Source organism: Bradyrhizobium dasycarpum (assembly GCF_042019905.1).
Taxonomy (GTDB): Bacteria; Pseudomonadota; Alphaproteobacteria; order Rhizobiales; family Xanthobacteraceae; genus Bradyrhizobium; species Bradyrhizobium japonicum_B.
Map to the genome: position 1 here is coordinate 3,329,229 of NZ_CP169574.1, position 23,041 is coordinate 3,352,269.

At 55.6% G+C, this 23,041-nt stretch carries 23 protein-coding genes; 8 read left to right on the top strand and 15 right to left on the bottom strand.

Going from position 1 to position 23,041, the window contains the following annotated elements:
- Positions 1-378: 378 nt before the first annotated feature.
- Positions 379-804, bottom strand: a complete 426-nt coding sequence (locus ACETMP_RS16060; RefSeq protein ID WP_375161686.1) for a hypothetical protein — start codon at positions 802-804, stop codon at positions 379-381.
- Between the two features lie 119 nt (positions 805-923).
- Between ACETMP_RS16060 and ACETMP_RS16065 the strand changes: the two genes are divergently transcribed.
- Positions 924-1,145 carry a hypothetical protein gene (locus ACETMP_RS16065; RefSeq protein ID WP_375161687.1) on the top strand — a complete coding sequence of 74 codons (222 nt, stop codon included), beginning with the start codon at positions 924-926 and terminating at the stop codon, positions 1,143-1,145.
- Between the two features lie 295 nt (positions 1,146-1,440).
- Here ACETMP_RS16065 and ACETMP_RS16070 read toward each other — a convergent pair whose 3' ends face one another.
- From ACETMP_RS16070 to ACETMP_RS16095, 6 genes are all read right to left on the bottom strand, one after another.
- On the bottom strand, positions 1,441-2,055 hold the full coding sequence (locus tag ACETMP_RS16070) for a putative colanic acid biosynthesis acetyltransferase (RefSeq protein ID WP_375161688.1): 615 nt from the start codon (positions 2,053-2,055) through the stop codon (positions 1,441-1,443).
- Positions 2,056-2,110: 55 nt separating this feature from the next.
- Positions 2,111-3,049 carry a GDP-L-fucose synthase family protein gene (locus tag ACETMP_RS16075; protein WP_375161689.1) on the bottom strand — a complete coding sequence of 313 codons (939 nt, stop codon included), beginning with the start codon at positions 3,047-3,049 and terminating at the stop codon, positions 2,111-2,113.
- The gene (gene gmd / locus ACETMP_RS16080; protein WP_375161690.1) at positions 3,030-4,100 is read right to left on the bottom strand and encodes a GDP-mannose 4,6-dehydratase; all 1,071 of its coding nucleotides are present in this window, start codon (positions 4,098-4,100) and stop codon (positions 3,030-3,032) included. The genes ACETMP_RS16075 and gmd overlap by 20 nt, the downstream gene beginning before the upstream one ends.
- Before the next feature lie 149 nt (positions 4,101-4,249).
- Positions 4,250-5,554 carry a WcaI family glycosyltransferase gene (locus ACETMP_RS16085; RefSeq protein WP_375161691.1) on the bottom strand — a complete coding sequence of 435 codons (1,305 nt, stop codon included), beginning with the start codon at positions 5,552-5,554 and terminating at the stop codon, positions 4,250-4,252.
- A 78-nt stretch (positions 5,555-5,632) separates the two neighbouring features.
- Entirely contained in the window at positions 5,633-5,755 is a 123-nt protein-coding gene (locus tag ACETMP_RS16090) for a hypothetical protein (RefSeq protein WP_375161692.1), read from the bottom strand.
- A 658-nt stretch (positions 5,756-6,413) separates the two neighbouring features.
- Positions 6,414-7,457, bottom strand: coding sequence for an ABC transporter substrate-binding protein (locus tag ACETMP_RS16095; RefSeq protein ID WP_375161693.1), 1,044 nt, complete (start codon positions 7,455-7,457; stop codon positions 6,414-6,416).
- 189 nt (positions 7,458-7,646) lie between these two features.
- Between ACETMP_RS16095 and ACETMP_RS16100 the strand changes: the two genes are divergently transcribed.
- Both ACETMP_RS16100 and ACETMP_RS16105 read left to right on the top strand, forming a co-directional pair.
- Positions 7,647-9,143 carry an undecaprenyl-phosphate glucose phosphotransferase gene (locus ACETMP_RS16100; protein ID WP_375161694.1) on the top strand — a complete coding sequence of 499 codons (1,497 nt, stop codon included), beginning with the start codon at positions 7,647-7,649 and terminating at the stop codon, positions 9,141-9,143.
- Between the two features lie 252 nt (positions 9,144-9,395).
- Positions 9,396-10,598, top strand: a complete 1,203-nt coding sequence (locus ACETMP_RS16105; RefSeq protein ID WP_375161695.1) for a lipopolysaccharide biosynthesis protein — start codon at positions 9,396-9,398, stop codon at positions 10,596-10,598.
- Here the strand turns inward: ACETMP_RS16105 and ACETMP_RS16110 are convergent.
- Positions 10,595-12,049: a hypothetical protein gene (locus ACETMP_RS16110; protein WP_375161696.1), complete on the bottom strand. Its 1,455-nt coding sequence runs from the start codon at positions 12,047-12,049 to the stop codon at positions 10,595-10,597. The two genes, ACETMP_RS16105 and ACETMP_RS16110, sit on opposite strands and share 4 nt — an antisense overlap.
- Positions 12,050-12,137: 88 nt before the next feature.
- On the opposite strand from ACETMP_RS16110, the gene ACETMP_RS16115 reads away from it, so the two are divergent.
- From ACETMP_RS16115 to ACETMP_RS16135, 5 genes are all read left to right on the top strand, one after another.
- Positions 12,138-12,899, top strand: coding sequence for a hypothetical protein (locus ACETMP_RS16115; protein ID WP_375161697.1), 762 nt, complete (start codon positions 12,138-12,140; stop codon positions 12,897-12,899).
- Positions 12,900-12,913: 14 nt separating this feature from the next.
- Positions 12,914-13,621 (top strand): endo-1,3-alpha-glucanase family glycosylhydrolase, encoded by a 708-nt coding sequence (locus ACETMP_RS16120; protein ID WP_375161698.1) that lies wholly within the window; start codon positions 12,914-12,916, stop codon positions 13,619-13,621.
- A 56-nt stretch (positions 13,622-13,677) separates the two neighbouring features.
- The gene (locus ACETMP_RS16125; protein WP_375161699.1) at positions 13,678-14,424 is read left to right on the top strand and encodes a class I SAM-dependent methyltransferase; all 747 of its coding nucleotides are present in this window, start codon (positions 13,678-13,680) and stop codon (positions 14,422-14,424) included.
- Positions 14,425-14,648: 224 nt separating this feature from the next.
- A complete protein-coding gene (locus ACETMP_RS16130; protein WP_375161700.1) occupies positions 14,649-15,320 on the top strand; it encodes an acyltransferase in 672 nt (223 codons plus the stop codon).
- 223 nt (positions 15,321-15,543) lie between these two features.
- Positions 15,544-16,608: a glycosyltransferase gene (locus tag ACETMP_RS16135; RefSeq protein WP_375161701.1), complete on the top strand. Its 1,065-nt coding sequence runs from the start codon at positions 15,544-15,546 to the stop codon at positions 16,606-16,608.
- Positions 16,609-16,672: 64 nt separating this feature from the next.
- Here ACETMP_RS16135 and ACETMP_RS16140 read toward each other — a convergent pair whose 3' ends face one another.
- From ACETMP_RS16140 to ACETMP_RS16170, 7 genes are all read right to left on the bottom strand, one after another.
- Complete coding sequence (locus tag ACETMP_RS16140; protein WP_375161702.1) at positions 16,673-17,071, bottom strand: hypothetical protein; 399 nt, start codon at positions 17,069-17,071, stop codon at positions 16,673-16,675.
- On the bottom strand, positions 17,068-17,877 hold the full coding sequence (locus ACETMP_RS16145; protein ID WP_375161703.1) for a hypothetical protein: 810 nt from the start codon (positions 17,875-17,877) through the stop codon (positions 17,068-17,070). The genes ACETMP_RS16140 and ACETMP_RS16145 overlap by 4 nt, the downstream gene beginning before the upstream one ends.
- The gene (locus tag ACETMP_RS16150) at positions 17,825-20,044 is read right to left on the bottom strand and encodes a polysaccharide biosynthesis tyrosine autokinase (protein WP_375161704.1); all 2,220 of its coding nucleotides are present in this window, start codon (positions 20,042-20,044) and stop codon (positions 17,825-17,827) included. The genes ACETMP_RS16145 and ACETMP_RS16150 overlap by 53 nt, the downstream gene beginning before the upstream one ends.
- Before the next feature lie 232 nt (positions 20,045-20,276).
- Positions 20,277-20,900 carry a hypothetical protein gene (locus ACETMP_RS16155; protein ID WP_375161705.1) on the bottom strand — a complete coding sequence of 208 codons (624 nt, stop codon included), beginning with the start codon at positions 20,898-20,900 and terminating at the stop codon, positions 20,277-20,279.
- Between the two features lie 115 nt (positions 20,901-21,015).
- Positions 21,016-22,029: an O-antigen ligase family protein gene (locus tag ACETMP_RS16160; RefSeq protein ID WP_375161706.1), complete on the bottom strand. Its 1,014-nt coding sequence runs from the start codon at positions 22,027-22,029 to the stop codon at positions 21,016-21,018.
- Between the two features lie 35 nt (positions 22,030-22,064).
- Complete coding sequence (locus tag ACETMP_RS16165; protein WP_375161707.1) at positions 22,065-22,475, bottom strand: hypothetical protein; 411 nt, start codon at positions 22,473-22,475, stop codon at positions 22,065-22,067.
- A 20-nt stretch (positions 22,476-22,495) separates the two neighbouring features.
- Positions 22,496-23,038 carry a hypothetical protein gene (locus ACETMP_RS16170; protein WP_375161708.1) on the bottom strand — a complete coding sequence of 181 codons (543 nt, stop codon included), beginning with the start codon at positions 23,036-23,038 and terminating at the stop codon, positions 22,496-22,498.
- Positions 23,039-23,041: the final 3 nt, after the last annotated feature.

Genomic DNA, 23,041 nt, shown 5'->3' on the forward strand with positions numbered 1-23,041 from the left:
ACATGCGGCGGCCTCTGCGCGACGGCGAATTCCATCCAGCTCTGGGAAGTGTAGGTTGGACCGGAAGGTGCGATTCCGCGACTCAAACAAATGCGCCGTTTATGTTTGGAGAAGGACCGATTCCCATGCGGACGTAGTTGTTCGAAGTCATTTTGAAAGCGGTGTACCCCTCGGGAAGGACGGTCGTCCTCTGATCTCTCAACAGAACCTCATGGATTCACGAAGACTCCGATACGAATGATGCTCTTCCATAGATCGCATCATACGTAGTCCTGAGCTAGAGTCGCGGTCTGCTACACAATGCTAGACCTACCGGCGTCGAGCGTGCGGACCTGCACTCGCGCGAGCATGACGAGCGGCAGAAAAAACTCTAGTCGCCTAACAAAGCCGGCTGCGCAAAGCGTCACGCCTCTCCAGCAATTCTTGAATTCGTTGGGCATTGTCAGCTTGTGTCTCCTGCCACTCAATTCGATCCTCCGCAGTCCATAAATAGTACTCACGATCGAACCGAGCCTTCTCCGCATCGTCGAATTCCCGATAACGCTGTATGTCCCTCTCCACTTCGTCTAACACTTCCTGAAGAGTTCTTGGCATCAGCCGCTCCTCCGGCTCTGCCTCTAGCCCATTTCGATTTTTCGAGTATTTGGCGTAGGAATCAATAGGCATTGTCGGCACGACCTCACCGCATAGGTTGTATTGCCTACCATCCTTTTTTCTGATGACGTAAACAGGGCCGCCGCGACGGAACCGTTGATCTAAAAGTGCCGCGAGTAGATGAGCCCGGAATACCTCGCCGAGGAACATAGGGCAGTCCTGGACTTTATCGACGAGACCTGGATCAAAACCAACACTGCGCCGACGAGGATGGATGACCGAGTGGTCAACGTCCCTAGGGCGTCTGCACCTTTTGCCACAGGAAGACCATGATCTTTATCACTGCGCTACGCCATGACCGGATCAGCGTGCCATGGGTGATCAACAGCTCCATCAACGGCGAGTTCGAACAGGTGCTGGCGCCGACCCCTCGCAAAGGGGCGGATTCGTCGTCCTCGACCATCTCCGCAGCCATTAAGGCAAGGCGGCGCGGAGCGCCATCCGCACCACAGGAGCGCATCCTGTTCCAGCCGCGCTACAGCCCAACCTGAACCCGATCGAGCAGGTCTTCGCCGGCGACTTCCTCGTCTTCTTCTCCAAAGAGGAGCGCGACAACTACCTCAAAAGTTCAGAGCATATTTCCAATATAATACATTATGCTCAAGCGTTTATCTGAAACTCTGTGACGAAGCCGGGCCGATGCCCAAGTTTATTGATCACATCCCCAAACTAGCCATCTCTCAGTTTAGTATACGCCTTTGCTAGCCAGATTGTATGGATCTGCATCATGATCTGCATGTCGTCCTTTTAATGACGACGTAGGGCCAAGAAACCGAAATCTGTGGCTCAAGCCAAGGGATTGGTCGGAATGGATTGCTCTGAGAGTGCATTGCAGGACTTGTCCTCACCGAACTCTAGGCGCTTGCGCACAACCCGCGCGGGCTCGCCAATGGCCACGACCTCGGGAGGAACGTCCTTAAGTACGGTGCTCCGCGCGCCGACGACGGCTCCTCTGCCCACCTTCACGCCCGGCGCAACAAACACGTCGCTGGCGATCCAAACTTGATCGCCGACCGTGATGGGGGCCGTAATGTAGCTGAACGCGAGGTCCTCCATGTTATGCGATCCCGTGCAGAGATAGGATCGCTGCGATATTACCGAATGAGACCCGATTGAAATGCGATCCAGGCTGTACAGCTCGACATGATCACCTATCCAGGAAAAATCCCCTATCTGAGTCTTCCAGGGGTAGGTCACGCGCACAGTCGGGCGCAGCAGCACCTTACGGCCAATCTTTGCTCCGAACACGCGCAACAGAAAGCGCCGCCAAGCAAAAAAGGGCTGAGGCGAAAATGCAAAGAGTGTAGATTGAACGAATTGCCAAAGCACCACCACTATTGCTGCCCGTCCGCGGAACCCCTGCGGGACACGAAACTGATCCAATTTTTGGAACTCGCGCATTCTGGTAAGACCGGCCGACAGAAGACTAGATTTCACTGATGGTCTATGCGAATGCCTAGGCTGCCAGGTAGGCCTCATAGGCGCGCCGCATCCCGGCCTCCAAAGAGGTCTTGGCCTGCCACCCGAGTGTTGAGAGACGACTGACATCAAGCAGCTTGCGCGGAGCTCCGTCAGGACGTGTCGGGTCAAAGGCGATATCCCCTTTATAGTCGACGATACTCGCGATCATCTGGGCGAGCTCAGCGATGGTAATATCGCTGCCAGTTCCGATGTTGATCGGTTTCGCATCTGAATAGTTCTTCATCAGATAAACACAAGCATCCGCCATGTCGTTAACAAAGAGGAACTCGCGGCGCGGGGAGCCGCTTCCCCAGACGACGACGCTCTTGCTTCCTGCGACCTTGGCTTCGTGAAAGCGCCGTATCAGGGCCGCTGCGACGTGGCTGTATTCCGGGTGATAGTTGTCACCGGGGCCGTAGAGGTTGCTCGGCATCACGCTGATAAAGTCGGATCCATATTGGCTCCGATAAGCCTCTGCCATCTTGATTCCGGCGATCTTGGCAACCGCATATGGCTCGTTGGTCGGCTCGAGCAGGCCGGTCAAGATCGAATCTTCACGCAGGGGCTGGGGCGCAAATTTTGGATAGATGCAGGATGAGCCGAGGAACATCAGCTTTGCGACACCGTGCACATGAGCAGCGTGGATGACGTTAGCCGCGATTGCAATGTTCTCGTAGATGAACTCGGCGCGAAGTGTGTCGTTCGCGGAGATTCCTCCCACCTTGGCCGCCGCGACGAATACGACCTGTGGCCGCTGCCTTGCAAACCAATCGAACACCTGAGCTTGGTTGATCAAGTCGATTTCAGCGCGCTCCGTGGTCAGCAACCGTACGTTTTCTTGCGCCAGTCTGCGCACCAGCGCACCGCCAACCATCCCGCGATGCCCCGCGACGTAGACGCTCTTGCCATTCAGATCAAACGCTGTGGCTGCCACTCGAGCGCTCCCGCCTTGCATCCTTCAGATCGCTGGCAACCATTTCGTGCACGAGCTGAATGAACGTCCGCTTCGGCTTCCAACCCAGCATCCTGTTCGCTTTGCTCGCGTCGCCGACCAGAATGTCCACCTCGGTAGGACGGAAATAAGCCGGGTCGATCTGAACCACCGTCTTGCCGCTGCTTTTGTCGATGCCGATCTCATCAACGCCCTTGCCGCGCCATTCGATGTCCCGCCCCACCTCCTTGAAGGAGAGTTCAACCATCTCGCGCACCGAGCGGGTCTCGCCCGTGGCAAGCACGAAATCGTCCGGCTTATCCGCTTGCATGATCAGGTGCATGCCTTCAACGTAGTCCTTGGCATGCCCCCAGTCTCGTTTCGCCTCGAGATTGCCCAGATAAAGCGTATCCTCGATCCCAACCTCGATCCGGGCAACAGCGCGGGTGATCTTGCGGGTCACGAAGGTTTCACCGCGGATGGGACTCTCGTGATTGAATAAGATGCCGTTGCTGGCAAACATCCCGTACGCTTCGCGATAATTGACCGTAATCCAGTATCCGTAAAGCTTCGCGACGCCGTAGGGCGATCGTGGATAAAACGGCGTAGTCTCCGTCTGCGGAATCTGCTGCACCAGGCCATAGAGTTCGGAGGTAGACGCTTGGTAAAACCGCGTCACCTTCTCCATGCCCAGGATACGAATCGCCTCCAGAAGCCTCAACACCCCGACGGCATCGGCATTCGCGGTGTATTCGGGGCTCTCAAAACTGACGCCGACATGGCTCTGCGCCGCGAGATTGTAAATCTCCGTCGGTCTGATCTGCTGCACGAGCCTGATCAGATTCGTGGAATCAGTCATGTCACCGTAGTGCATCAGGAACGGCACCTCACCGAGGTGGGGATCCTGATACAAATGATCAACGCGAGCTGTATTGAAGGAAGACGAACGTCGTTTGATGCCATGAACGACATAACCGAGTGATATAAGGTGCTCGGCGAGATAGGCACCGTCTTGCCCAGTAACGCCTGAAATCAACGCAACACGGCCACTCATTTGCGAAACTTGCCTTTCACCGGGATTGCAGACACACACGGTTCCAATCCGCTGCCGCGACGATCGCAGACATCTAGAAGTGATCTTTTGGGCACGTCAATCCTAGCAGGAACCGATCATTGTCGCCGGAGACATTCTGACGTGCCACTTCAGGCGAGAGGTAGAGCGTCATTGACCGCGTTTACCGCCTTCCCGGAAACGACCCCCGACCCGTGTCCGGTCCTGCTCGGCAGATCACAAATCGCACTCATGCTCTCGATCCAGCGACGCACGATCGTACGACGATCCCAATTCTCGATGGAATGCTTTCGTCCCCCCGCACCTAGTCTCTCGCGAAGAGAAGCATCTTCGCTTAACTGACGAATGGCGTCTGCAAGAGACCGCACATCTCCCGCTGGAATGAGCCAGCCGGCCCCCTTCACCTCGGCGGCAAGACCGGTGCCCTGTTCTGCCATCGCGATGACAGGACGCGCGGACGCAAACATTGCCCCCAATTTGGACGGCAACACAAGATCAGCTGCTTCCGCCCTCTGCGGGAGTAAGTGAATGTCAGCGGTCGCCAGCAATTCGTTGAAACTTTCGTTCGGCTGCAGCCCCAAGAAATGGATTCTCGGATTCTCAGAAGCCATCTCCATCAATCTTGCCTTGTGCGGCCCTTCACCAGCCAAAATGAAATGCAGCCGGGGATTGTCACGCAGAAGAGCGGCCGCTTCGACGACGAGATCTAGTCCTTGCTTGGCCGACATCGTTCCGGCGTAAAGAGCAACGACGTCGTCTTCGTCGATATTTAGAGATGCCCGATACTTAGTTTGTCTCGGACGCGGAAATATCAAATCCGTGTCGATCCAGTTTCGGATCTCGATCGTTTTTTGCGGGTCGACGTGCTTGTCCCACAAAAGCTCCACCATTTGCGGACAGATGCTAGAAACGCGATCAAACGATTTGAGGACCGCCGCTTCCGTCTTGAGCATCACTTTGCGCAGTGAGGCATTCCGGAGCAATCCAAGACCGTAGGCGGCATCAATTTCGAAGTCTTGCACATGGAGCCACGACTTTGCACCGATGCGACGAGCAATGAAAGAAGCGAATCGCGCCGACATCAATGATGGCGCGACAGAAAGAATGATGTCGGGCCGCCAATGATATGCATCAATCAGCACTGGGACCAAACTTGTCAGCGCGAAGGACAGGTGATGAAGGAGCCGCTTTGCGCCACTCGGCTGCTTGGGAACGTAGATCGGGGCTCGCATGACTCCCACGCCCCCCACGATCGAGCGTCTGAAATAGGAGACATTCGAACCGGCGGAGATGCTCCACGCCGGATAATAGGGAGGACCGGTAATGACCTTCACCTCATGGCCTTCCGCAACAAGGCTTTCGCAAAGCTCCGTGTTGTATTTGGCAACGCCGATGAGATCAGGAGCGTAATTGATGCCGACCAAAAGAATACGCATTCTATCAATCCTGAACAAAAACCGTATCCAAAACTCGAAATCACGGATGGATCGCCACGCGAGCTCCGCAGCCTCCGCTCAACGATGGCCGTCCCGGCGGCCAAACGCAGCTTGAGCTCCGGCGCAGGCGCGGAATTCATCGGAAAGAAAACCTTCGCCCAGCATCCACACGCCAGGGCCACAATCGAACTTGGCAATCATGGTACAATCCGAGGCGGCCTCGCTATCCGCGAACCCTTCCGACCAGAACGTGCGCTTTTCGAAGTTGGCAAAGCGCCAGTCTGTCGTTCCTTACACATGCGCCCGACGAGTGGTGGCAGCTCTCCTTAACGGAGTAAAGAATTGAACATTTTAATAATGAATACGCTTCACCAAGGATCTCAACTGCTCAACCGCGAAAAGCAAAGACAGCCCGTCGCGAAACCTCCCGGCTAGTAGGCCCGGCGAAGGATCGGGGCGGTCTCAGTTATGCAGACCCGATCCCAATACCAGCCGTAGGGCGTCTCCACGCGGACTTGTGGACAACGCCGCCGCGGCACATAGCGGTAGGGATACGATTGAGCCCAGAAGGTAGCAGGGACTATCTGTTCAATTGGCATCGAAACGACACGCGCCGACACCTGCATCGCCGCAGTTGCCTGCTGACCGCCCGATACGACCATTGCCGATACCATCAGCCCCAAAAGCCGGATAGTCTGCTTTGCCACCATCGTCCACCGCCCTCGTTAATCCGTCATGGAATTCGGCCGAAAGAGAATTTTCAAACTTCAGTCTGGACCGCCCCATTTATCCGTCAACATCTATCAACGGGATCGGAAAAAGGCAACGGACCATAGCGCCCCCTCAACCAACCGGATGCCTAATCGGCTCCGCGAAAAGCGCCGGCGGCTCCCTTTTCCGGCGCTCGCCGGTATTCATCATGAATGAATCGGGTGTTGACGGCCTGAAACAGCACATCATTCTCCTTGCCAAGACCCGCGAAGACCAGGATGTCGCGCAGCGTTCGCCATCGACTTTCGTCGTATTCGCCTATTCGTGCCCCAACAGGCAGCACCAGAGACCGCTGCTGCTCCATTTCGAACCTGACCCGCTCGGGAGCGAGGTGCGACCGGTCAAAATCGACAATGATCGGAATCGAACGGCTATAGTCCGCATAGGCAAATTGCCAACCTCGAACCAAGCCGTGCAGGAGATCCGCGATTGTGGACGGCCGGCCCCGAATGAGGTCGGTGCTGGCGAAATAGACCTGCCCCGGCACGTGGAGAGCATAGTCCTGAGGCTTCATAATGCTCAACGGTACGGAGGCCGCACTTCCGTGGCTCGGCTGCTGTTCGGTTGGCACGACAATCGCGTCCACCTCCCCAGATATCAACGCCTGGAAGGTGGCCCGATCGGGGACCTTGACGACTCGGCTACGTGGCAATCGAAGCTTGGCCATCATTGCATCAAAGATGACCTCTGCCTCACTTCCCTCGCGACAACCGATGCGTCTGCCGACAAGATCCTCCGGGTGACGCAAACCCGACTGCTCAAGCGCAAAAATCGCGACCGGGGTGTCGAGAAAGCTCGCTGCAAAGGCTGTGACAGACACCCCCCGCCAAACCGCAAGCAGAAATTTCTGGCCCGTCGTAACCCCGATTGCATTCTCCTTCGCGACTGTTTCGACGAAATCAGGATCGTCTGGAATAGTTCTCACCGCAATGCCCCGCTTGAAATAGCCCTCCTTGGCAGCAATCATCTCCCCAGCGAAACGAGCGGCGTAGGGGCCATCCAAGAAAAAACTAGCGGGAAGCGAGGAATCGACTGGGGCGTGAACGGGCGGCGTCACGTCGGGAAGCACGGCGAAGACAGCAAGGCCGGTTGCAGTCAGTGCCGCGAGACCAATTGCCGCTCTCCGCGTCACTCTAGATCCTGATCGCCGCCGTTCGTGACGCATGCAGCCCCCTCCTACCTTCAAATTGGTATCCCAGTTGGCAAAATTAGGATAATACGATCACAATAGGTAAGGTTATTCTTTCGTTCGTCTTTTCTCTGCTGCGGCCTTCATTGATAGCACGCGAACCCGATTTACCTTGGCCCTGAGTTCAATATTATGACGATTGCACCAGCTCGCTCGACCTCCACCGCGGACAATCCGGTAGAAATTCACGCGCTCGACGAGCCGAGATCAACGCGCTCAAGTTTAGTACTGAGATGGTCACGACCTGAAATTGTTGAATTGATGGCGCTCTTCGCCGACGCTGCCATCGTCGTGGCAAGCGGCATCAGCTGTGCTGCTGGTTATCAGATCTACGCGCGGCCGGAGCACGACCAGCTCGACGTCTATACTGCACTCAGCCTCCTCGTTGCGCTGAACTTTATACTCTTGATGAAGGTTCAGCACGGCTACGCTCTCAAGAACCTCGCCGACCTGGCGCGGATCTACAAGCAAACACTGGCAACGTGGACCGCCTTGTTCGGCGCGCTGATCGTAGTCACCTTCGCCATGAAGGCAAGCAGCCAAATCTCGCGCGGCACGATAATCTCGTTCTATCTGGTCGCACCGGTCCTGCTTCTGCTGTCGAAAGCAGCCATTGCGCGATTTGTCACGACCGCGCTGCGTACCGGTGCCTTTGCCAAGCGACGTGCCGTCGCGATCGCCGAGCGCGGACTAATGTCAGCAGAGGCAATGGCAGAACTCACACAGCACGGCTACCAGATCACGCACGTCATGGAGATCTGTACGGAATGGCTAACCCGGCCGTCGCTCGTTCCCTCGATCGGTTCGCACCTCGACGACTTCATCGCTTACGCGCGCGAGAGCCAGATCGAACAGGTATTTCTGCTGTTCAAGTGGGACCAATGGCACACGATCGACAAGATCGCGGACGCGCTGAGAATCCTTCCGATACCGGTCAGTCTCGTTTCGGACCCGAATGTCTCAAAGTTCTTGCGCCACCCGCTCACGAATGCCGGAAGCAGCACGATCGCGGAAATTCGGCGCGCGCCATTTTCGCGGGGGGAACGAGCTGTCAAACGCGCGCTCGACCTGATCGGCGCGAGCCTAGGCCTGCTGGTATTCGCACCGGTCATACTGATGACCGCGGCGCTCGTCAAATGTACATCGAGCGGCCCGGTGTTCTTCCTGCAGACCCGAAACGGCTTTAACGGCCGCACGTTCAAGATTTACAAGTTTCGCACGATGTGCGTGATGGAAGATGGACCGGTCATTCTGCAGGCGCGCAGGAACGACCCTCGCGTCACTCCGATCGGCAGATGGTTGCGTAGGACTTCGATCGACGAGCTGCCACAACTCTTGAACGTCCTTTGGGGCGATATGTCGCTGGTCGGGCCCCGCCCTCACGCGGCTGCGCACAACTCCGAATATGAGCAGGTCATCAGCAACTACGCGTTTCGCCAGCACGTCAAACCGGGCATTACTGGCTGGGCCCAGGTGAATGGTTACCGCGGCGAGACGCTGACTCTCGATAAGATGACTTCTCGAGTCGACCTTGACTTGTGGTACATCAACCACTGGAGCATCTGGCTCGACATCAAGATCATCTTCCGGACCGCCGTACAGGTGACCCGCGATCCCGTAGCCTACTGATCTGTTGCCCTTCGCCCTCTGGAACGGATCCAGCCCATAATTTTGCTATGCTGGTAAACGCATGGGCAGGCCGATCCTAGAAATCGCTCACTCCAATCGAGAAGCCGAGCGGTTAACTCTATCCTCAAGCAAGCTCGCGTCGACCCTCACGCAAATAGCCTGGGGCCCCGCATCACCTTATAACGTTGTGCAATCACGCGCACCACAGTTCGAAGGACCTGCCGTCCTCAGCAGCAATCCAACTTCAGCAAGATGAAAGCCTATCTCATCAAATATTTCGTTCTGGGTTGCGAGCAGGTCATCTTCAGCTTCTCCAATTTCTTTTACCTGGCCGTAGTGGCGCGCCGGCTACCGCTTGCCGAATTCGCCGAGCTGAGCCTCGGATATACTTGCTATCTCATTCTCATTGGCGCTCATCACGCGCTCATTTGCGATCCAATTATCGCAACTGGAATTAGCGGGCATAACAATCAACAAGCATTGTTGCGGCGCCTGTGGGTGATCAATGTGCTTTTCTGCTGTCTGGCGTTGGGCGCAGGTTGCGCACTCGTCTTGAACAGCCGCACTCCCGAAGCGCAACCACCCACAGTTGCGGCTCTGGCCTGCCTGTTCTTCAGCTTTGCCGGCCCGGTTCAATTCATTCGGCGAATTATGCACGTTCGGGGGCACGTGCGAGCATCCGCCGTGGCTGCTACGGCCTATGCGACAGTTCTGATTGTATCGGCTTGGGTGCTGCCATACCTCGATCTGCAATCGCACTTCGCCTATACGGCCCCCTTCATCTTCGGCAATTTGATCTTTTTGCTATCCGCAACCCAGAACATCCCGCCCAAGACCGCCGATCATCAGAACACTCCGCTGAAGTCCCATTTTCGAGCTGGATATTCATTCCTAGTGAACAATCTGCTCGGCCTGGCGACAACCAATATCTATCCGTTCATCTTCGTGTACCTCGACTCGCCTGAAGCCGTAGCAAGCTATCGATTGATGTTCGCCGTGATCGCCCCCTTCGCTCAGTTGCTTGGCGGAATCTCGGGATTCATCACGCCGCGCATCGCCGTCGCGAGGATTAGCCAGATCGAAACACCGCACCTGCTCATCCTGACCCTGATTGTTCTCGCACCGCTACCACTGGCCCTCGCGGCAATCTGGTTTGGCCGCGACGCAGCCACCCTTATCTTTGGTGCAAAGTACGCGGGGCTCGGAGAAGCCATCCCCGTAGCATTGATCTCGACAAGCTTCGCACTAGCGCTCTCGACCGTTGGAATGTGGTTGAGGGCCAATCACCGCTTGGGTCTAATGCAAGCTGGCGGCTTAATTTCCGCGACAATAACGGGCGTCATCGCGCTGCCGATTTGCTCAGCGTTCGGTATCACGGGCGCTTTTGTGTCCCTTGCCCTCGCCCATGGGGTCGCAGCCGCATGGGTGACTTCAAAGGGAATTACGGCGCGCTAAGTCCCATGCCCCCCTGAAGTAGCAACCGTCGCAGGAGACCTCGCTGGCCGGGTATGACTGGCCCGCCTTGTAAGAAGAAGCAGAACGGCCGAAGTCATCACGGTCGCGCTGTGGATGACCCATTCAGACCAGCCCACTTGGAACGGTCCACGAAGGAGGATCATGCACAACATTGGGGACAGGCAAAGGATGAAGTACCACGGTGACAAGGCTTGCGCCCGAATTCCCCTCCGTTCCACGCGATCGATGACAAATACGATTGCAATGGACATGATGATCGCGCCGAGCACGCCGAAGCTAAAATAGCCTTCGACAGGCGGAGGCGCCGACACATTATCAGTGCCGAATCCCTTCAATTTGAAGATGTAATCATGCATCACCTCGCCGACTGTCCTCCCCTTCCCCTCCCAAAGCCCGCGAGGCACAAAAAACAGGAGTGCGCCCATAATATTAGAGCCAAATTCCAATCCCTTCATCTCGACCCACATGATCGCATAGCAGAATATATCAAGGCCCGAAAAATCCACGTGGACAAAGAATCGAGAGAAGGTCCGCTGATCCAAAGGCGCATTGGCGTATCGGAACACGGATCCATAGATCGGGGACGCCAACAAGCCTGCAAAGTAAGTGATCAAGAACAGCCGCACGCTTCGCGGGCCGACGACTGCGAGAACGCAGAACACAATGATCGCGGACGCCCGAAAACGAGCGGAGATGAGTGGATTGTTGATGAGAATGCCCAACAATACCAGAATTCCAAAACATGTTACCCAACCCGCATTCTTGCGGGCGAGAGCAACACTGCAGCCAATTACAGGAGCCACCAGGCTGAACGGACGAAAAAACGAACTGATCAGAATGGTGCTCATTTTGCTCGAATCGGCGCTTCCCGACGCGAACGCCTCCCGATTTGCGGCAAACAATGAAGGGCCGAGATAGGCAATCAATCCAAGAGAGATGACAGCGGATAGAGCCGCCAGCAGAGCGTAGTTCGGATTCTGTTCGGCAGCCAAGCTCCTATCCATGAAACCGTTTGGGCAAGCCTCGAAGCGCCGAAAGGACCGATACAGGATGAAGCAGAGCCCTGCTGCGGTCATGAATGCGCACAAGAAGCTTGCGAGGGTTAGCAGTTCGAGATTGTAGAAGATTGCATCAAAGTCATTTCCGATTTGCTGAAGGGGTGCAACGGAGAGGAACAGAAAGGAAAAAATGAAGAAGACGACGAACAGAGGATAGGATTTGGCGAGGGCTATTCGCAGACCGACCACGGCGCCAACCCCATTCATCGCGAGAATGATGGCCGCAACGAGCGATGCGCGCGGATTCCCCCAAGCCTGGGCGAAAGACAAGAACAAATAGATCGCGGCGGAGCCAACGACGAAATAGTCGAAGCCTCGGTCGAATGTCGCGTACGATTGTAGCGGACCTCTGATATTTGTGAGCAGCTTCATATCCTACCGTTCGCGCTTCATTCCTGCCGGAGAGTACTCGCCTTGCGCTTGAAAACTATCTGAGATATTGACAATTGCATAAGTATTCTTGCCCGACTGCGTGTTGCTTAAAACATTGGTTTCTTCGAAACAAAAATTTGGATTTGCGCCACGATTCATCGAGGTGAATCGTCGCGAGATGCTGTCATTGGCCATCATGATGACAGGAGCCGCGTTTAACCTTAACGCGGCGAAGGCGGTTGTCGCCCCCCAGCGCTACCGGAAAGTCTACGCTCATTGGCACTGGTTCCCGACGTCCTTTGACAATCAACCACGAGAGACCGACGTTTACGCTGACTATCTGTCGCCGGATGGATCTCAAGGCAAGCTCCGCGCAGAAGGGGGCTTCATTCGCGAAAGGCCGTTGCCTCGTCCTCCACGCCCGGAGGCAAATTGGGCGGTACTAGACATGCTTGATGAGATCAATCTGGCGCGCGACATAGGCCTCGACGGCTTTCAATTCAATATGGGAGGCGTAGAAGACCAATCCCCGTATATGATACACTTGCGAAACATGCTCGAGGCGGCGAAGGCTGGACCGAAAGACTTCAAGATCGCCCTTTCCATTGACGCGCTTCTCCTTGCGAAAACGCCAATTGATTCGATCGTCAAGACCATACTAGAGCTTGCACGAAGCCCTCACGTCGAACGTCATCACGATCATCGCCTCATGTTGGGCGCCTTTTCTCCCGAACAGTGGAACGTGGATCGATGGAGGGCGACGCTGAAGAAATTGTCTGAGGGGGGGAAGAGACGGTCTTTTCGCCGACCTTCCTGGACGTCCGTAAGGCTCCCGAATTTCTTGATCTGATCGGGGGCGCCTCCATGTGGGGTGCGGACAAGTTAAGCGACCTCAAGATACTAAAACGGGTTGCAAAGCAAATGAAGCAAGCCGGCAAGACCTGGGCCTCGATAGTTTGGCCACAGGACTTTCGGTCTCATAATCGCTGGTACTCAGAATCCCGCAACAGCGAGTTGTTTCGGGCGTCGTGGGAAGCCGCGATGGAGGTCGATGCTGACTCGGTCAACATATGCACGTGGAACGACTACTCCGAAGGATCCGAAATTCGACCGTCTACAAGCATACAGTATGCATTCTATGACCTCGCAGCATTCTATATTGCGTGGTTCAAGTCGGGCGCGATGCCTGCCATTACCAAGGACGTTCTTTACTATTTCCATCGAATCGAATCGACCGACGCACCCAAGACTGGTACAGCCCAACCTTTCCGGTTCTCGACCGGTCTTGTGAACGGCTTCACGGATCCCCCTCAGAACGACATTGAGCTCCTTGCGTTTTTGACAGAACCAGGCGAGATCACGATCATGACGGAAAAGGCAGCGAACAGCCTCAAGGCGAAGGCTGGGATTACGTCCTTTAGAACTCCGCTAGTCCCGGGAAGAGTGAGTTTTCATCTCAACCGCGAAAGCAGGACCGTCATCTCGCTCGAGAGTGCTTTTGAGATCCGGGAAACGTCGGCTTACCAAGATTTGCTCTATCACGCCGGCTCCTCCGGGCGAAAGCCGGTCTAGCGATCCTCACATTCTCAACGGCCAGGTTAACACCATCTCTTTCAAGATTGGCTCAGATGAACTCCAGAATCGACTCATACTTTTTCCCGGAGGTGTCGGCTGGCGGGTTTTCAAGAATTGACGGGACCGTTGCCTTTTATCAAAGGGTCAATGCCCTCGTAACGGCAACGACAACTATGATTGACTTTGGTGCTGGTCGCGGCGTGGGCCATCTTGAGACCGCGTCTGACTATCGACGCAATCTGTGTAATTTCAAAGGACGCGTCGCGAAGGTCGTAGGCTTGGACGTCGACAGCGCCGTTTTCGTAAATCCCTCGCTCGATGAGGCCCTGCTTCTTGACGCCGATGGACGCGCGCCGCTGCCGTCGAATTTCGCTGACATCATCATATCAGACTGCACATTCGAGCATTTGCCGGATCCCGCGAAGAGCAGCAGTGAACTCGACAGGCTGCTGAAGCCGGGAGGCTGGATTTGCGCCCGAACGCCCAACAGGTACGGATATATAGCGTTGGCCAATCGTTTGATTCCGGAAGCAATTAGCCGGGCAGTCCTTAGGTCAGCACAGCCGGAGCGTCAGGACCAAGACGTCTTTCCGGCCCTTTATCGCCTCAACACGCGCAATGCGCTACGAAGGTACTTTCCTCCTGAGCGTTTCGATCACTTCGTCTATGGCTGGGATCCTGAGCCGGCCTATCATGCGAACAGCCGCACCATCTTCCGTGCATTTCGGGCCGCACAATATTTGACGCCGCCGCCCTTCAAGACCGTCTTGATGGCGTTCATCCAGAAAAAGGCATGTTAGTTTGCCGGAACACTGCACCAGCTCTCAACCCGGCGCGCGGATGGCTGAAGAGCCATCCTCCCGGATTGGACGTGCTTTGCCGAGATATCACTAGAGGCCAAATCTTCTCTACCCAGGAAGAAATAACCTTAAGAACTCAAATGGAGCAAACGACGCTCATCCTTGGCTATTGTGGGCCAAGGTGGCATCTTTCGCGATTGCGCTTAGAGTGGCAGGGATGGGACATGCTAAGGGTCTTTATTCAAGCGATTTGCCTTTTTCTGCCGTGGAAAATCCGCCGGTTGATTTTGAACATGCTTAGGGGCTTTTCCATTCATCGGGACGCCCACATCGGGCTGTCGCTCATCTTCGCGGATGAATGCATCCTCTCCTCAAGAGCTCACGTCGGTCATTTCAATTATATCGGCCGGCTCGACAGATTGTACCTTGGTGAGGATGCGTTCATCGGAAATTTCAACTGGATTGCCGGATTATCGCACCGCCTCAACTCGCCATTCTTCCGAAGCAGGAGCAACCGGCGTTCTGAACTCATCATGGGCGATGCTACCCTGCTGACGCATCAGCATTATATCGACTGCACAGACCGGGTTGAGCTATGCCAATTTTCAGCGATCGCCGGCTATCGTAGTCAACTGATCACGCACGGCGTCAATCCAATGTCGTGCAAGCAGACATGCTCTCCGATTACGATCGGTGCGTATACGATGGTCGGCTCGGGCGCGATAATTTTACAGGGCGTTCACCTGCCGGACCGCTGCGTGGTTGCGTCAGGCTCCGTGGTTACGCACGTCTCCCGTGAATCCTATTCGCTGATCGGCGGCAATCCCGCCGTCCATCAGCGATCAATACCCGAGAAAGCCAAGCTGTTCGCTCGAACAACGCGGACTGTAATGTAGCTCGCATGGTTGAATGCGTTCCCGCTGAGCTTTGAGCAGATACATTCCGACATTATTGAAGTTAGTGCCTCCCGAACAAGGACACCGGCTTGAAAATCCTTCATCTGATCGCCACAGCATCCCCCGAGTCTGGGGGCCCCATCGAAGGACTCCTACGTCAGAACGACGCTATGCCCGGCAGCATGGAAATTGCTTCTCTTGATTCCCGGAATCGGATTTTCTCGTGAATTTTCCAATCAAGATCTATCCTCTCGGGACTTACCAAATCGGAGAAGGATGGCGCCGTTTTCTAAAGCGTTACGGCGTGAGCTATCAATTCCTCAGGTGGCTGAGGCAAAACGCATCCAACTATGACTGCGTGGTCGTCAACGGGCTCTGGAACTTCACAGGATTGGCCGCATCTTTGGCGCTTCCTTCATCGCACGTGCCGTACTTCGTATACACCCATGGGATGTTGGATCCTTGGTTTCGCGTGAACTTCCGATCAAAGCATGTCCTGAAGCAGATTTCCTGGCTTTTCATCGAGGGGAGGCTTCTGGCCAATGCGAGAGCCGTGCTCTTCACGACAGAAGACGAGCGGAATTTGGCGCGGACCACGTATTGGGGCCACAAGTACCGAGAAGCGGTGGTCGGATATGGCACGGCTGACCCACCGCCGCAACGTGATATCCAGGAAATGAGCTTCCGATCTGCCATCCCAGCGTTGGGCAATCGGCGTTATCTCCTCTTCCTCAGTCGTATCCACGAGAAGAAGGGATGCGATATCCTGATACGCGCCTTTGCAGCGGTCGCGGACCGCTTCTCAGACATTGATCTCGTCATTGCCGGCCCCAATCAATCCGGATTGAAAAAGCCGCTTCTGGAGGAAGCTGCTCATGCGGGAGTCGCGAACAGAATTCACTGGCCGGGAATGCTAACCGGAGACATCAAATGGGGAGCATTTCGATCGGCCGAAGCCTTCATCTTGCCCTCGCACAGCGAAAACTTCGGCGTCGTCGTCGCGGAGGCACTGGCCTGCTCGAGGCCCGTATTGATCTCGAACAAGGTGAACATTTGGCGCGTAATCGAAAGCCAAGGTGCCGGCCTCGTGGAGGACGACAACCTTGAAGGCACCGTCAGAATGATTGAGAAATTCCTTGTTCTCCCGCAGGATGATAAACAGCGTATGCAGAGGCGGGCGCGCGAGTGCTTTCTAGAGCATTTCGAGATCAAGAAGATAGCTAGCGAACTCCATCGTCTTCTGAAAGACGAAGTCGGGGACGGGACTCGTGAAGGCACCGACCGCTAGCGTCGGCTCCAAATTGCCACTCACATGCAGAACATGTCTTCAACTATCCGCAACGGCCCGTCTCTCATTTCTGAGAGAGTGAATAGCGGAAGGTCGACATTTTCATCATTCCGAGAATTGTATCGACCCTTTGGTAGCCGTAAACGGTCGCTTCCTTGCAGTGATCGCTGCGGTAATAGCAGATCTTGATCCTGATCATCCGAGAGCAGTTATTCTTGACGCTCACGATATGATCCATCAGTTCGCCGTTCGAATTATGTCCTTTAGCAGCAGCCTCAACATTGAGACAGGGACGATTGGCGGCGTCACGGATTACCGGAGAGTCCGAGGTGTCGGCAGATCCTTGCATGGTAAATCCCGGTTTGGTTGCTTGCGCATGAGCCGCCGAGAAGAGCTGAATCGACACCAAGACAAGAGCCACACAGATCCGATGGATAAGCCGAGCAAGGAATCGATCCATCACCGCCACATCCTTTCGGGCAAATTGACTCCTGGAACAGCAACCCTCACACCATCCTGCGCCAGCCGTTTTGCGAAAGATTCGCGCGCGACGATGTTGACGCGCGCGAGACTCGCCAACAATCTGTCCTTCTGAGGCCATCCGATTCCCATCAGGTTACGTGCCGCATCTTCGGTGAATTCGCTCTCGACCATGCCGGCGAACTCGGCAATGACCTTTTGCTGCAGCTCTCCGGCGAGCGAGGGAAATATCGCGAGCGCCAATTTGTTGCGGCGGAGCGCGATCCATCCTTCATATGGTCCGGCCGCATACGATTGTTCAAGATATCGAATATTTGCCGCTTCGAAACCGCTGCGCTCGTTCGTTACCCAATACAGCATCAACCAAAGGAAGGCGTCGGCCGGATTCAGCATCAGGGATGACTTCAGCTTGCCCTCCGCGTCCGCCAATTTTTGGTCAGGATCTTGGGATCTCCTCGACTGCAATGCCTCCTCCGCAAATCGCACGGCGATCAGCGCCCGGGCTCGCACCAAATCTGGATACTGAGGCGCCGATTGCGAGCGGGCATTGATACGCAATGCTATTGGGTCCAGCACGCCTTGTTTGAACTGCTCACCAACCAATATCCGCGTTGCGACCGAACTTACCTGCGCCTCCGCCCAGAACGATGGCGTGGCGATTAGCGACCAAAGAACTCCAGCAAGACCTGTCGAAAATAGCGCGCCGCGGCAACATTTTCGCCAGAGGTCGTCGAGGCTATTCGGCATAGCCGTAACGGGCATAGTTCTTCTGGTAATAATGACGACCATGATACGATTCGTATCGAGCTAATCGTTTCGTGTCGGCTTTGTTGAGAACCACTCCAAGTAGCTTGTCTTGAATTTCCGGCGAGCCACGCAGGTTGTGGCTGACCACATCCATCAGAGTCCTGCCCCACTCGATGACAAATATATAGGAATCGACGAAGGGTGACGTCACCCGCACGTCGACGACGGGCGCCATGGGTGGCATATCGAGCACGATGTAATCGAACTTTTCCCGCAGCTCCGCGATCAGGCTATGCATTCTCTTCGAGGCCAGGATCTCGTTGGTGTGCAGGAGCTTAGAGGTCGCGCCGGCCGATAGAATCGACAGCCCCGTCTGCGGATCGATCGTGAATGCTTCATGGGCCTCCACCTTCTGCGCCAGGACCTCGACCAGGCCAGTTTGAGCGTCCGGAACAAGAGCGCGAGAAAGCGACGGGTTGCGGAGATCGCAATCCATCAGCAGAACGCGCCCGCCGCCATGGGCCATTAGCTGCGCGACATTGGACGACAATGTGCTCTTGCCCTCGTTCGGCAACGTCGATGTAATCGCTATCACGCGGTTTTGTCGCACGATGGAATTCAGATCGATCGCCACTTTCGTCGAGCGTATCGCCTCCGAAAATCTCGATAACGGATGGTCGACGACGTAGCGCAATAGGCCAATATCGGCGTCTTTTTTGGGTGTCACGTTCAGCGTCGGCAACAGCGCTATGCAGCTCGTGCCGAGCACCTCCTCGACCTGCTGTGTCGTTCGGAAGACTCGATCCATCAATTCACGGACGACCGCCAGACCAAAGCTCAACAGGAGGCCGCCCAACAACGCAGCACCGAGCACGATCAGCGTTTTAGGGTAGCTCTTGACTAGGGGAGTAGTCGCCGCGCTGATTACGCGCGCCTCGCTGATCGGAAAAGATTGCTGTTGGACAGACTCCATATATCGCTGCAGAAAATTGTCGTACATCGCTTGATATGACTGCGCATTGCTGTCGAGTTCGCGCAGCCGGACCTGCGCTTGGTTGGTGAGCTGGGATCTGGAAACTACGGTGGCGAGACTGGTCTTGATACTTTCCTCGCGCGTAAGGGCGATGTCATAGTCGCTCTTGTAGGACTCCTGGATGCGTTTGAGCTCGTCGACGATGTTTCGCTTGATCTCGTCCATCTGGCGACGCAGATTAACTGCCGCCAGATGATCGTGGCCATACTTCGCCGCCCAGATAGCCTCCTTGGCCGCCATGTCCACGTACTGTCCTCGCAGCTTGACAATAGTTTCGTTCTTGAGTGCGTCTGCGACTGCCGCATCCGGGATTTCGCGTTTCAAGATATCGTTGATACGATCAAGCCGCGCCCTTGCCTCAGCCGTGGAGGCATGCGCCCCAACCAGCTGGCTGTTCACTTCGGCGAGCTGCTGCTCATTCATCAAGCGGCCGCCGGTATCGACGATGTTGTTGGCCGTCTTGAAGTCCACTACAGCTTTCTGTGCTGCAGAAGCTTGAGCACGCAATTCCTTGATGCGATCCTGCAGCCAAACGCTAGCGCGTCGCGTCGACTGATACTTGGCTTCCAGCTGGTCGACAATGTAGGCATCAGCGATCGCATTGGCGATCTGCGCCGCTTTCGCTGGATCCCGCGACGTGAAGCCGATCTCCATGACGTATGTGAGACCGAGGCGCTTGATGGTACGATTACTCTCGAAGCGCTGTAGAGCTTTGCGCTGCAATCTGAACTCTGAAACAACGCTGCCGTTGGAAAACAGATCTGAGAAGAAATTGCCGATGGCGCCAATCAAACTACCGCCGCCACCAAGGAACTCCGGGTCCTCCGTTAAATGCAGGTCACGAATGACCGACAGGCTTATATTTTCGGACTTGAGGATCTCGACCTGCGTTTCCACCGACGCGGAATCAGGAGCCATATCTCCGAGCATCGATTGCTGCTGGAAGAGCTGAACTTTGCGGGTGTCGATGACGATTGAAGCGGTCGAGGTAAACTGTGGAGCCTCGGTGAATAGATAAAGAAGCGCCAAAATCACGCACGCGGACATGATCACGACGATTGTCGGAAATTGATGCCGGACGATATCCAAATGGAGAGTCAACGACTGAAACGGTGAGCCCGGCGTCTCGGGGAATCCGCGATTGATCTCCGAGGCGGACTTATTCAGCTGCAACATCCGGTAATTCCCTGAAATCAATCAATGCCGATCACTTGGCGGACAAACGCGGGGCGTCGTGTCCTCATGCTTGTACACTCAGACACAGCTTCGAAGCATCAACGATCGATGACTCACCACGCGCATCATAGCGAGGATGCCGCGAGAGCGTTAGCATATGACCAAAAGGCAGCGCATGAGACGCTGCCTTGGTATATTTTCCGTAAGATTATGCCGCCGGAAACCTGAAATGCTATTGAGTCGGGCTGACAGCTTGATAGGCAGTCGAAGGAGTGACTGAGCCCGTATACGTCGTCGCGCTGTTGGCGTAGTGCAATCCACCGAAATTCTGGACACCGGAGCCAGCACCGCCGACGACTAGACCTTGGCCTGTCGTCGGCCCACCGCTACCAGTGCCGCCGCCGCCCGCACCGCCGCCTGCCGCAGCAATTGCAACGTCGCCTGTTGCCGCCTGGTAAGCGGCAATCACGTCCGGATTGTTCGTCCCCGCAATTGCCGTCTGGATTTCATTGGCAAATGCTTGATCGGTTTGGGCTGCCATCCGGGCCACCTGAGCGAGTCCCGCTACAATCGCGCGCATCTGGTCTTTCGAGGTAGCTGGATTCTTCAACAACTCAATCAGCCCGGGGACGGTCGTTGGATCTGAAGCCCCAAGATCGCGCACGCGCGATATCAGCTGCGGACCCCCGCTGGGATACTGCTGCAACAGCGAGTAGGGGGCACCCTTGAATTCCGAGATAACCTGGGCCTGCAGCTGCCGACTGGGTGGATAAACGGCCGCATTGGCCGCGCTGCACACAAAACCAACCACCCCGATCGCTACAGCGACCCGAACCGTAACCCTGATAAAGCTCATAACTTCCTCGAGAATTGGCTTGGCTTAATGGCCGGAACTAAAAGCGAAGAGAAACTAATTCAAAGCGCAAGCCGTGTCCACCAATTCCAAAATAATAGTTAAGGGGTTAACCTTTTCAAAACAGGACGGTTTTGGCTGATATCTGAGTGCCCCCGCGTTGGCGCTTTATCATCGGCGAGAATTCCGGCTCGTCTCGCCCTTCTCCAGAATGGAAGGATTGAGCCAGGCCGGCTCCCATAAGTGCAAAGTAGGGGATGGTATAGCCAGGTATTTGCAGCGTGAAATCAAGGCAGGAGTGGAGCAGAGCAAGCAAGGCAACGCCAATAGCCGCCAACGGAATGAAGGCATCACGCTTACGGTCGAAAACACCACCCGCAAGCACCACAAGCGCGATGGCCCAACCTGCGGCTAGCAGCAGCGCCATCGGAATCCCCGATTCCAGAGCGATCTCCAACGGAGTCGAATGGGCGGCATTCCAGGTACCGCGAACAGAGATATCGGGACTGCGAAACGCCGGAAAGGCCGACTGGAAGGTCCCAATGCCGCTGCCAAACCACGAATTGTCTGCGATAATAAGCAGTGACGATCTCCACCCCTCCCATCGGCCACCGTCAGTCAGCCCCTGAGTTTCGAAGCGGCTGGCGACACGGCCGCCGAGCAATTCCAGGAGAAAAATCGCCAGCACGACACCGGCGGCCAAGGCAATCCAGATGCCTGTACGCGGCAGGTCCTTCCGCAGGAGAACGACAAAGACGAGGATCATGGAAAGGAGCGAAACAGCCACGCCAGCCCGTGATCCGGTCATGAACATCGCCATGACGCAGATCAGCAGCGCGCTGAATTTGAGCGCCATCGGCCCCTGAGGAATTTTCGCCAGGTCGTGGGACAGATTGCTCCACCGGAAACGCCGTCCGGGTATGTGCCGGCGGACGTCAATCAAGACCAAGATGGTCCAGATGACTGCACAAGAGCCAAAATAGGCAGCCGCGGTATTGCGATTGATGAAGGTGCCGGTGACGCTGCTGAGATAAGCGCTCTTGTCCCGCCACAAGATCATGGTCGGATCGATCAGGAACGATAGCACACCATAGAGCGCGTAAATGCTGCCCGAGATCGCGATTGCCCACACGATCCGCCGCGCCCATGAGCGGTTGGCGCCGATGACTATTCAAGTAGAATGGAAAGCATGTTCGCAAGGGATGCGCCCAACGCGAAGAAAGGCCGATTTTTCTCGATCGATGCCGACGGAACGATGGACACGCCCAGCAGATCCGAAGCTTGTTTCCAGATCGGGTGGTATGGCGCGAAAAATGGGCGGTCGGAGAGTTGCTCGTGCAACACCAAACCGTAGGCGGCTGCGATTGCTGCAACCCCTCCGATTATCCAGAAATGTGGGCCGCGCAGGTCCTGCGCGGGGGCCAGCATGAGTGCAACTCCAAGACAGACGCACCAAAACGAGATCGAGAGGTCATTGGTCGAGCCGAAAGGAAATGGCGCACTGACGATAACGGCAAGCAAAATGACGGCGGCAAAGGAACCGAATGACCAGCGCATGTCGATCGGATGGAAGCGCATCACTTTTTCCGAATGAGCCATTACAAATAACAATCGATTTGATGAATCTGTAGATCAACGTTAAAGTGGCTCTTTCGAGATTGCGCTCGGAGAGAAAATATCACGGTGCCGTCCTGCCCCGCGGCGTCAAGCTTGATTCCAGGCGTAAGCTCGTCTTGCGACAACAAAACTCCAATGTGACGCCTCATAGCGGATATCTCGATTTTCTCCTCACCCTCGCCGAAGCTGCCGGCAAGCTGAGTGACGGTGGCCTTCGGCAGCCCTCGGCGCTGATGGCACTTCTCCTCCTCCCAGATCTTTGTCTGCTTTAGGAGTACCACTCCGACCCGAGGCACCAAAACTCCCGAAAACGCGTAGTCTAGAAGACCGTAAAACCTGCTCTCTCTTGAGTTCGCCGACAACCTGACCGTGAACGATAATGACCCTTTTCTTCCGCGCAGGTGCTCTAGTATTGGGGCATCGGGCTCGGCCGACACCACGGCGTCGATCCGATGGCGAACGCCCGGTGTTGTCTGTCCTAGAGCGGCCCTATTGCTTATCCCAAAGACGATCGCCATCGCCATGAG

What these genes read in the sequence shown, in the direction of transcription:
- ACETMP_RS16130 (WP_375161700.1), top strand. Translation starts at nt 14,649, where the DNA reads ATGCTAAGGGTCTTTATTCAAGCGATTTGCCTTTTTCTGCCGTGGAAA.
- ACETMP_RS16125 (WP_375161699.1), top strand. Translation starts at nt 13,678, where the DNA reads ATGAACTCCAGAATCGACTCATACTTTTTCCCGGAGGTGTCGGCTGGC.
- ACETMP_RS16120 (WP_375161698.1), top strand. Translation starts at nt 12,914, where the DNA reads ATGTGGGGTGCGGACAAGTTAAGCGACCTCAAGATACTAAAACGGGTT.
- ACETMP_RS16070 (WP_375161688.1), bottom strand. Translation starts at nt 2,055, where the DNA reads ATGCGCGAGTTCCAAAAATTGGATCAGTTTCGTGTCCCGCAGGGGTTC.
- ACETMP_RS16090 (WP_375161692.1), bottom strand. Translation starts at nt 5,755, where the DNA reads ATGATTGCCAAGTTCGATTGTGGCCCTGGCGTGTGGATGCTGGGCGAA.
- ACETMP_RS16100 (WP_375161694.1), top strand. Translation starts at nt 7,647, where the DNA reads ATGACGATTGCACCAGCTCGCTCGACCTCCACCGCGGACAATCCGGTA.
- ACETMP_RS16165 (WP_375161707.1), bottom strand. Translation starts at nt 22,475, where the DNA reads ATGCGCTTCCATCCGATCGACATGCGCTGGTCATTCGGTTCCTTTGCC.
- ACETMP_RS16170 (WP_375161708.1), bottom strand. Translation starts at nt 23,038, where the DNA reads ATGGCGATGGCGATCGTCTTTGGGATAAGCAATAGGGCCGCTCTAGGA.
- gmd (WP_375161690.1), bottom strand. Translation starts at nt 4,100, where the DNA reads ATGAGTGGCCGTGTTGCGTTGATTTCAGGCGTTACTGGGCAAGACGGT.
- ACETMP_RS16110 (WP_375161696.1), bottom strand. Translation starts at nt 12,049, where the DNA reads ATGAAGCTGCTCACAAATATCAGAGGTCCGCTACAATCGTACGCGACA.
- ACETMP_RS16145 (WP_375161703.1), bottom strand. Translation starts at nt 17,877, where the DNA reads ATGGTCGTCATTATTACCAGAAGAACTATGCCCGTTACGGCTATGCCG.
- ACETMP_RS16060 (WP_375161686.1), bottom strand. Translation starts at nt 804, where the DNA reads ATGTTCCTCGGCGAGGTATTCCGGGCTCATCTACTCGCGGCACTTTTA.
- ACETMP_RS16155 (WP_375161705.1), bottom strand. Translation starts at nt 20,900, where the DNA reads ATGAGCTTTATCAGGGTTACGGTTCGGGTCGCTGTAGCGATCGGGGTG.
- ACETMP_RS16065 (WP_375161687.1), top strand. Translation starts at nt 924, where the DNA reads ATGATCTTTATCACTGCGCTACGCCATGACCGGATCAGCGTGCCATGG.
- ACETMP_RS16105 (WP_375161695.1), top strand. Translation starts at nt 9,396, where the DNA reads ATGAAAGCCTATCTCATCAAATATTTCGTTCTGGGTTGCGAGCAGGTC.
- ACETMP_RS16150 (WP_375161704.1), bottom strand. Translation starts at nt 20,044, where the DNA reads ATGTTGCAGCTGAATAAGTCCGCCTCGGAGATCAATCGCGGATTCCCC.
- ACETMP_RS16085 (WP_375161691.1), bottom strand. Translation starts at nt 5,554, where the DNA reads ATGCGTATTCTTTTGGTCGGCATCAATTACGCTCCTGATCTCATCGGC.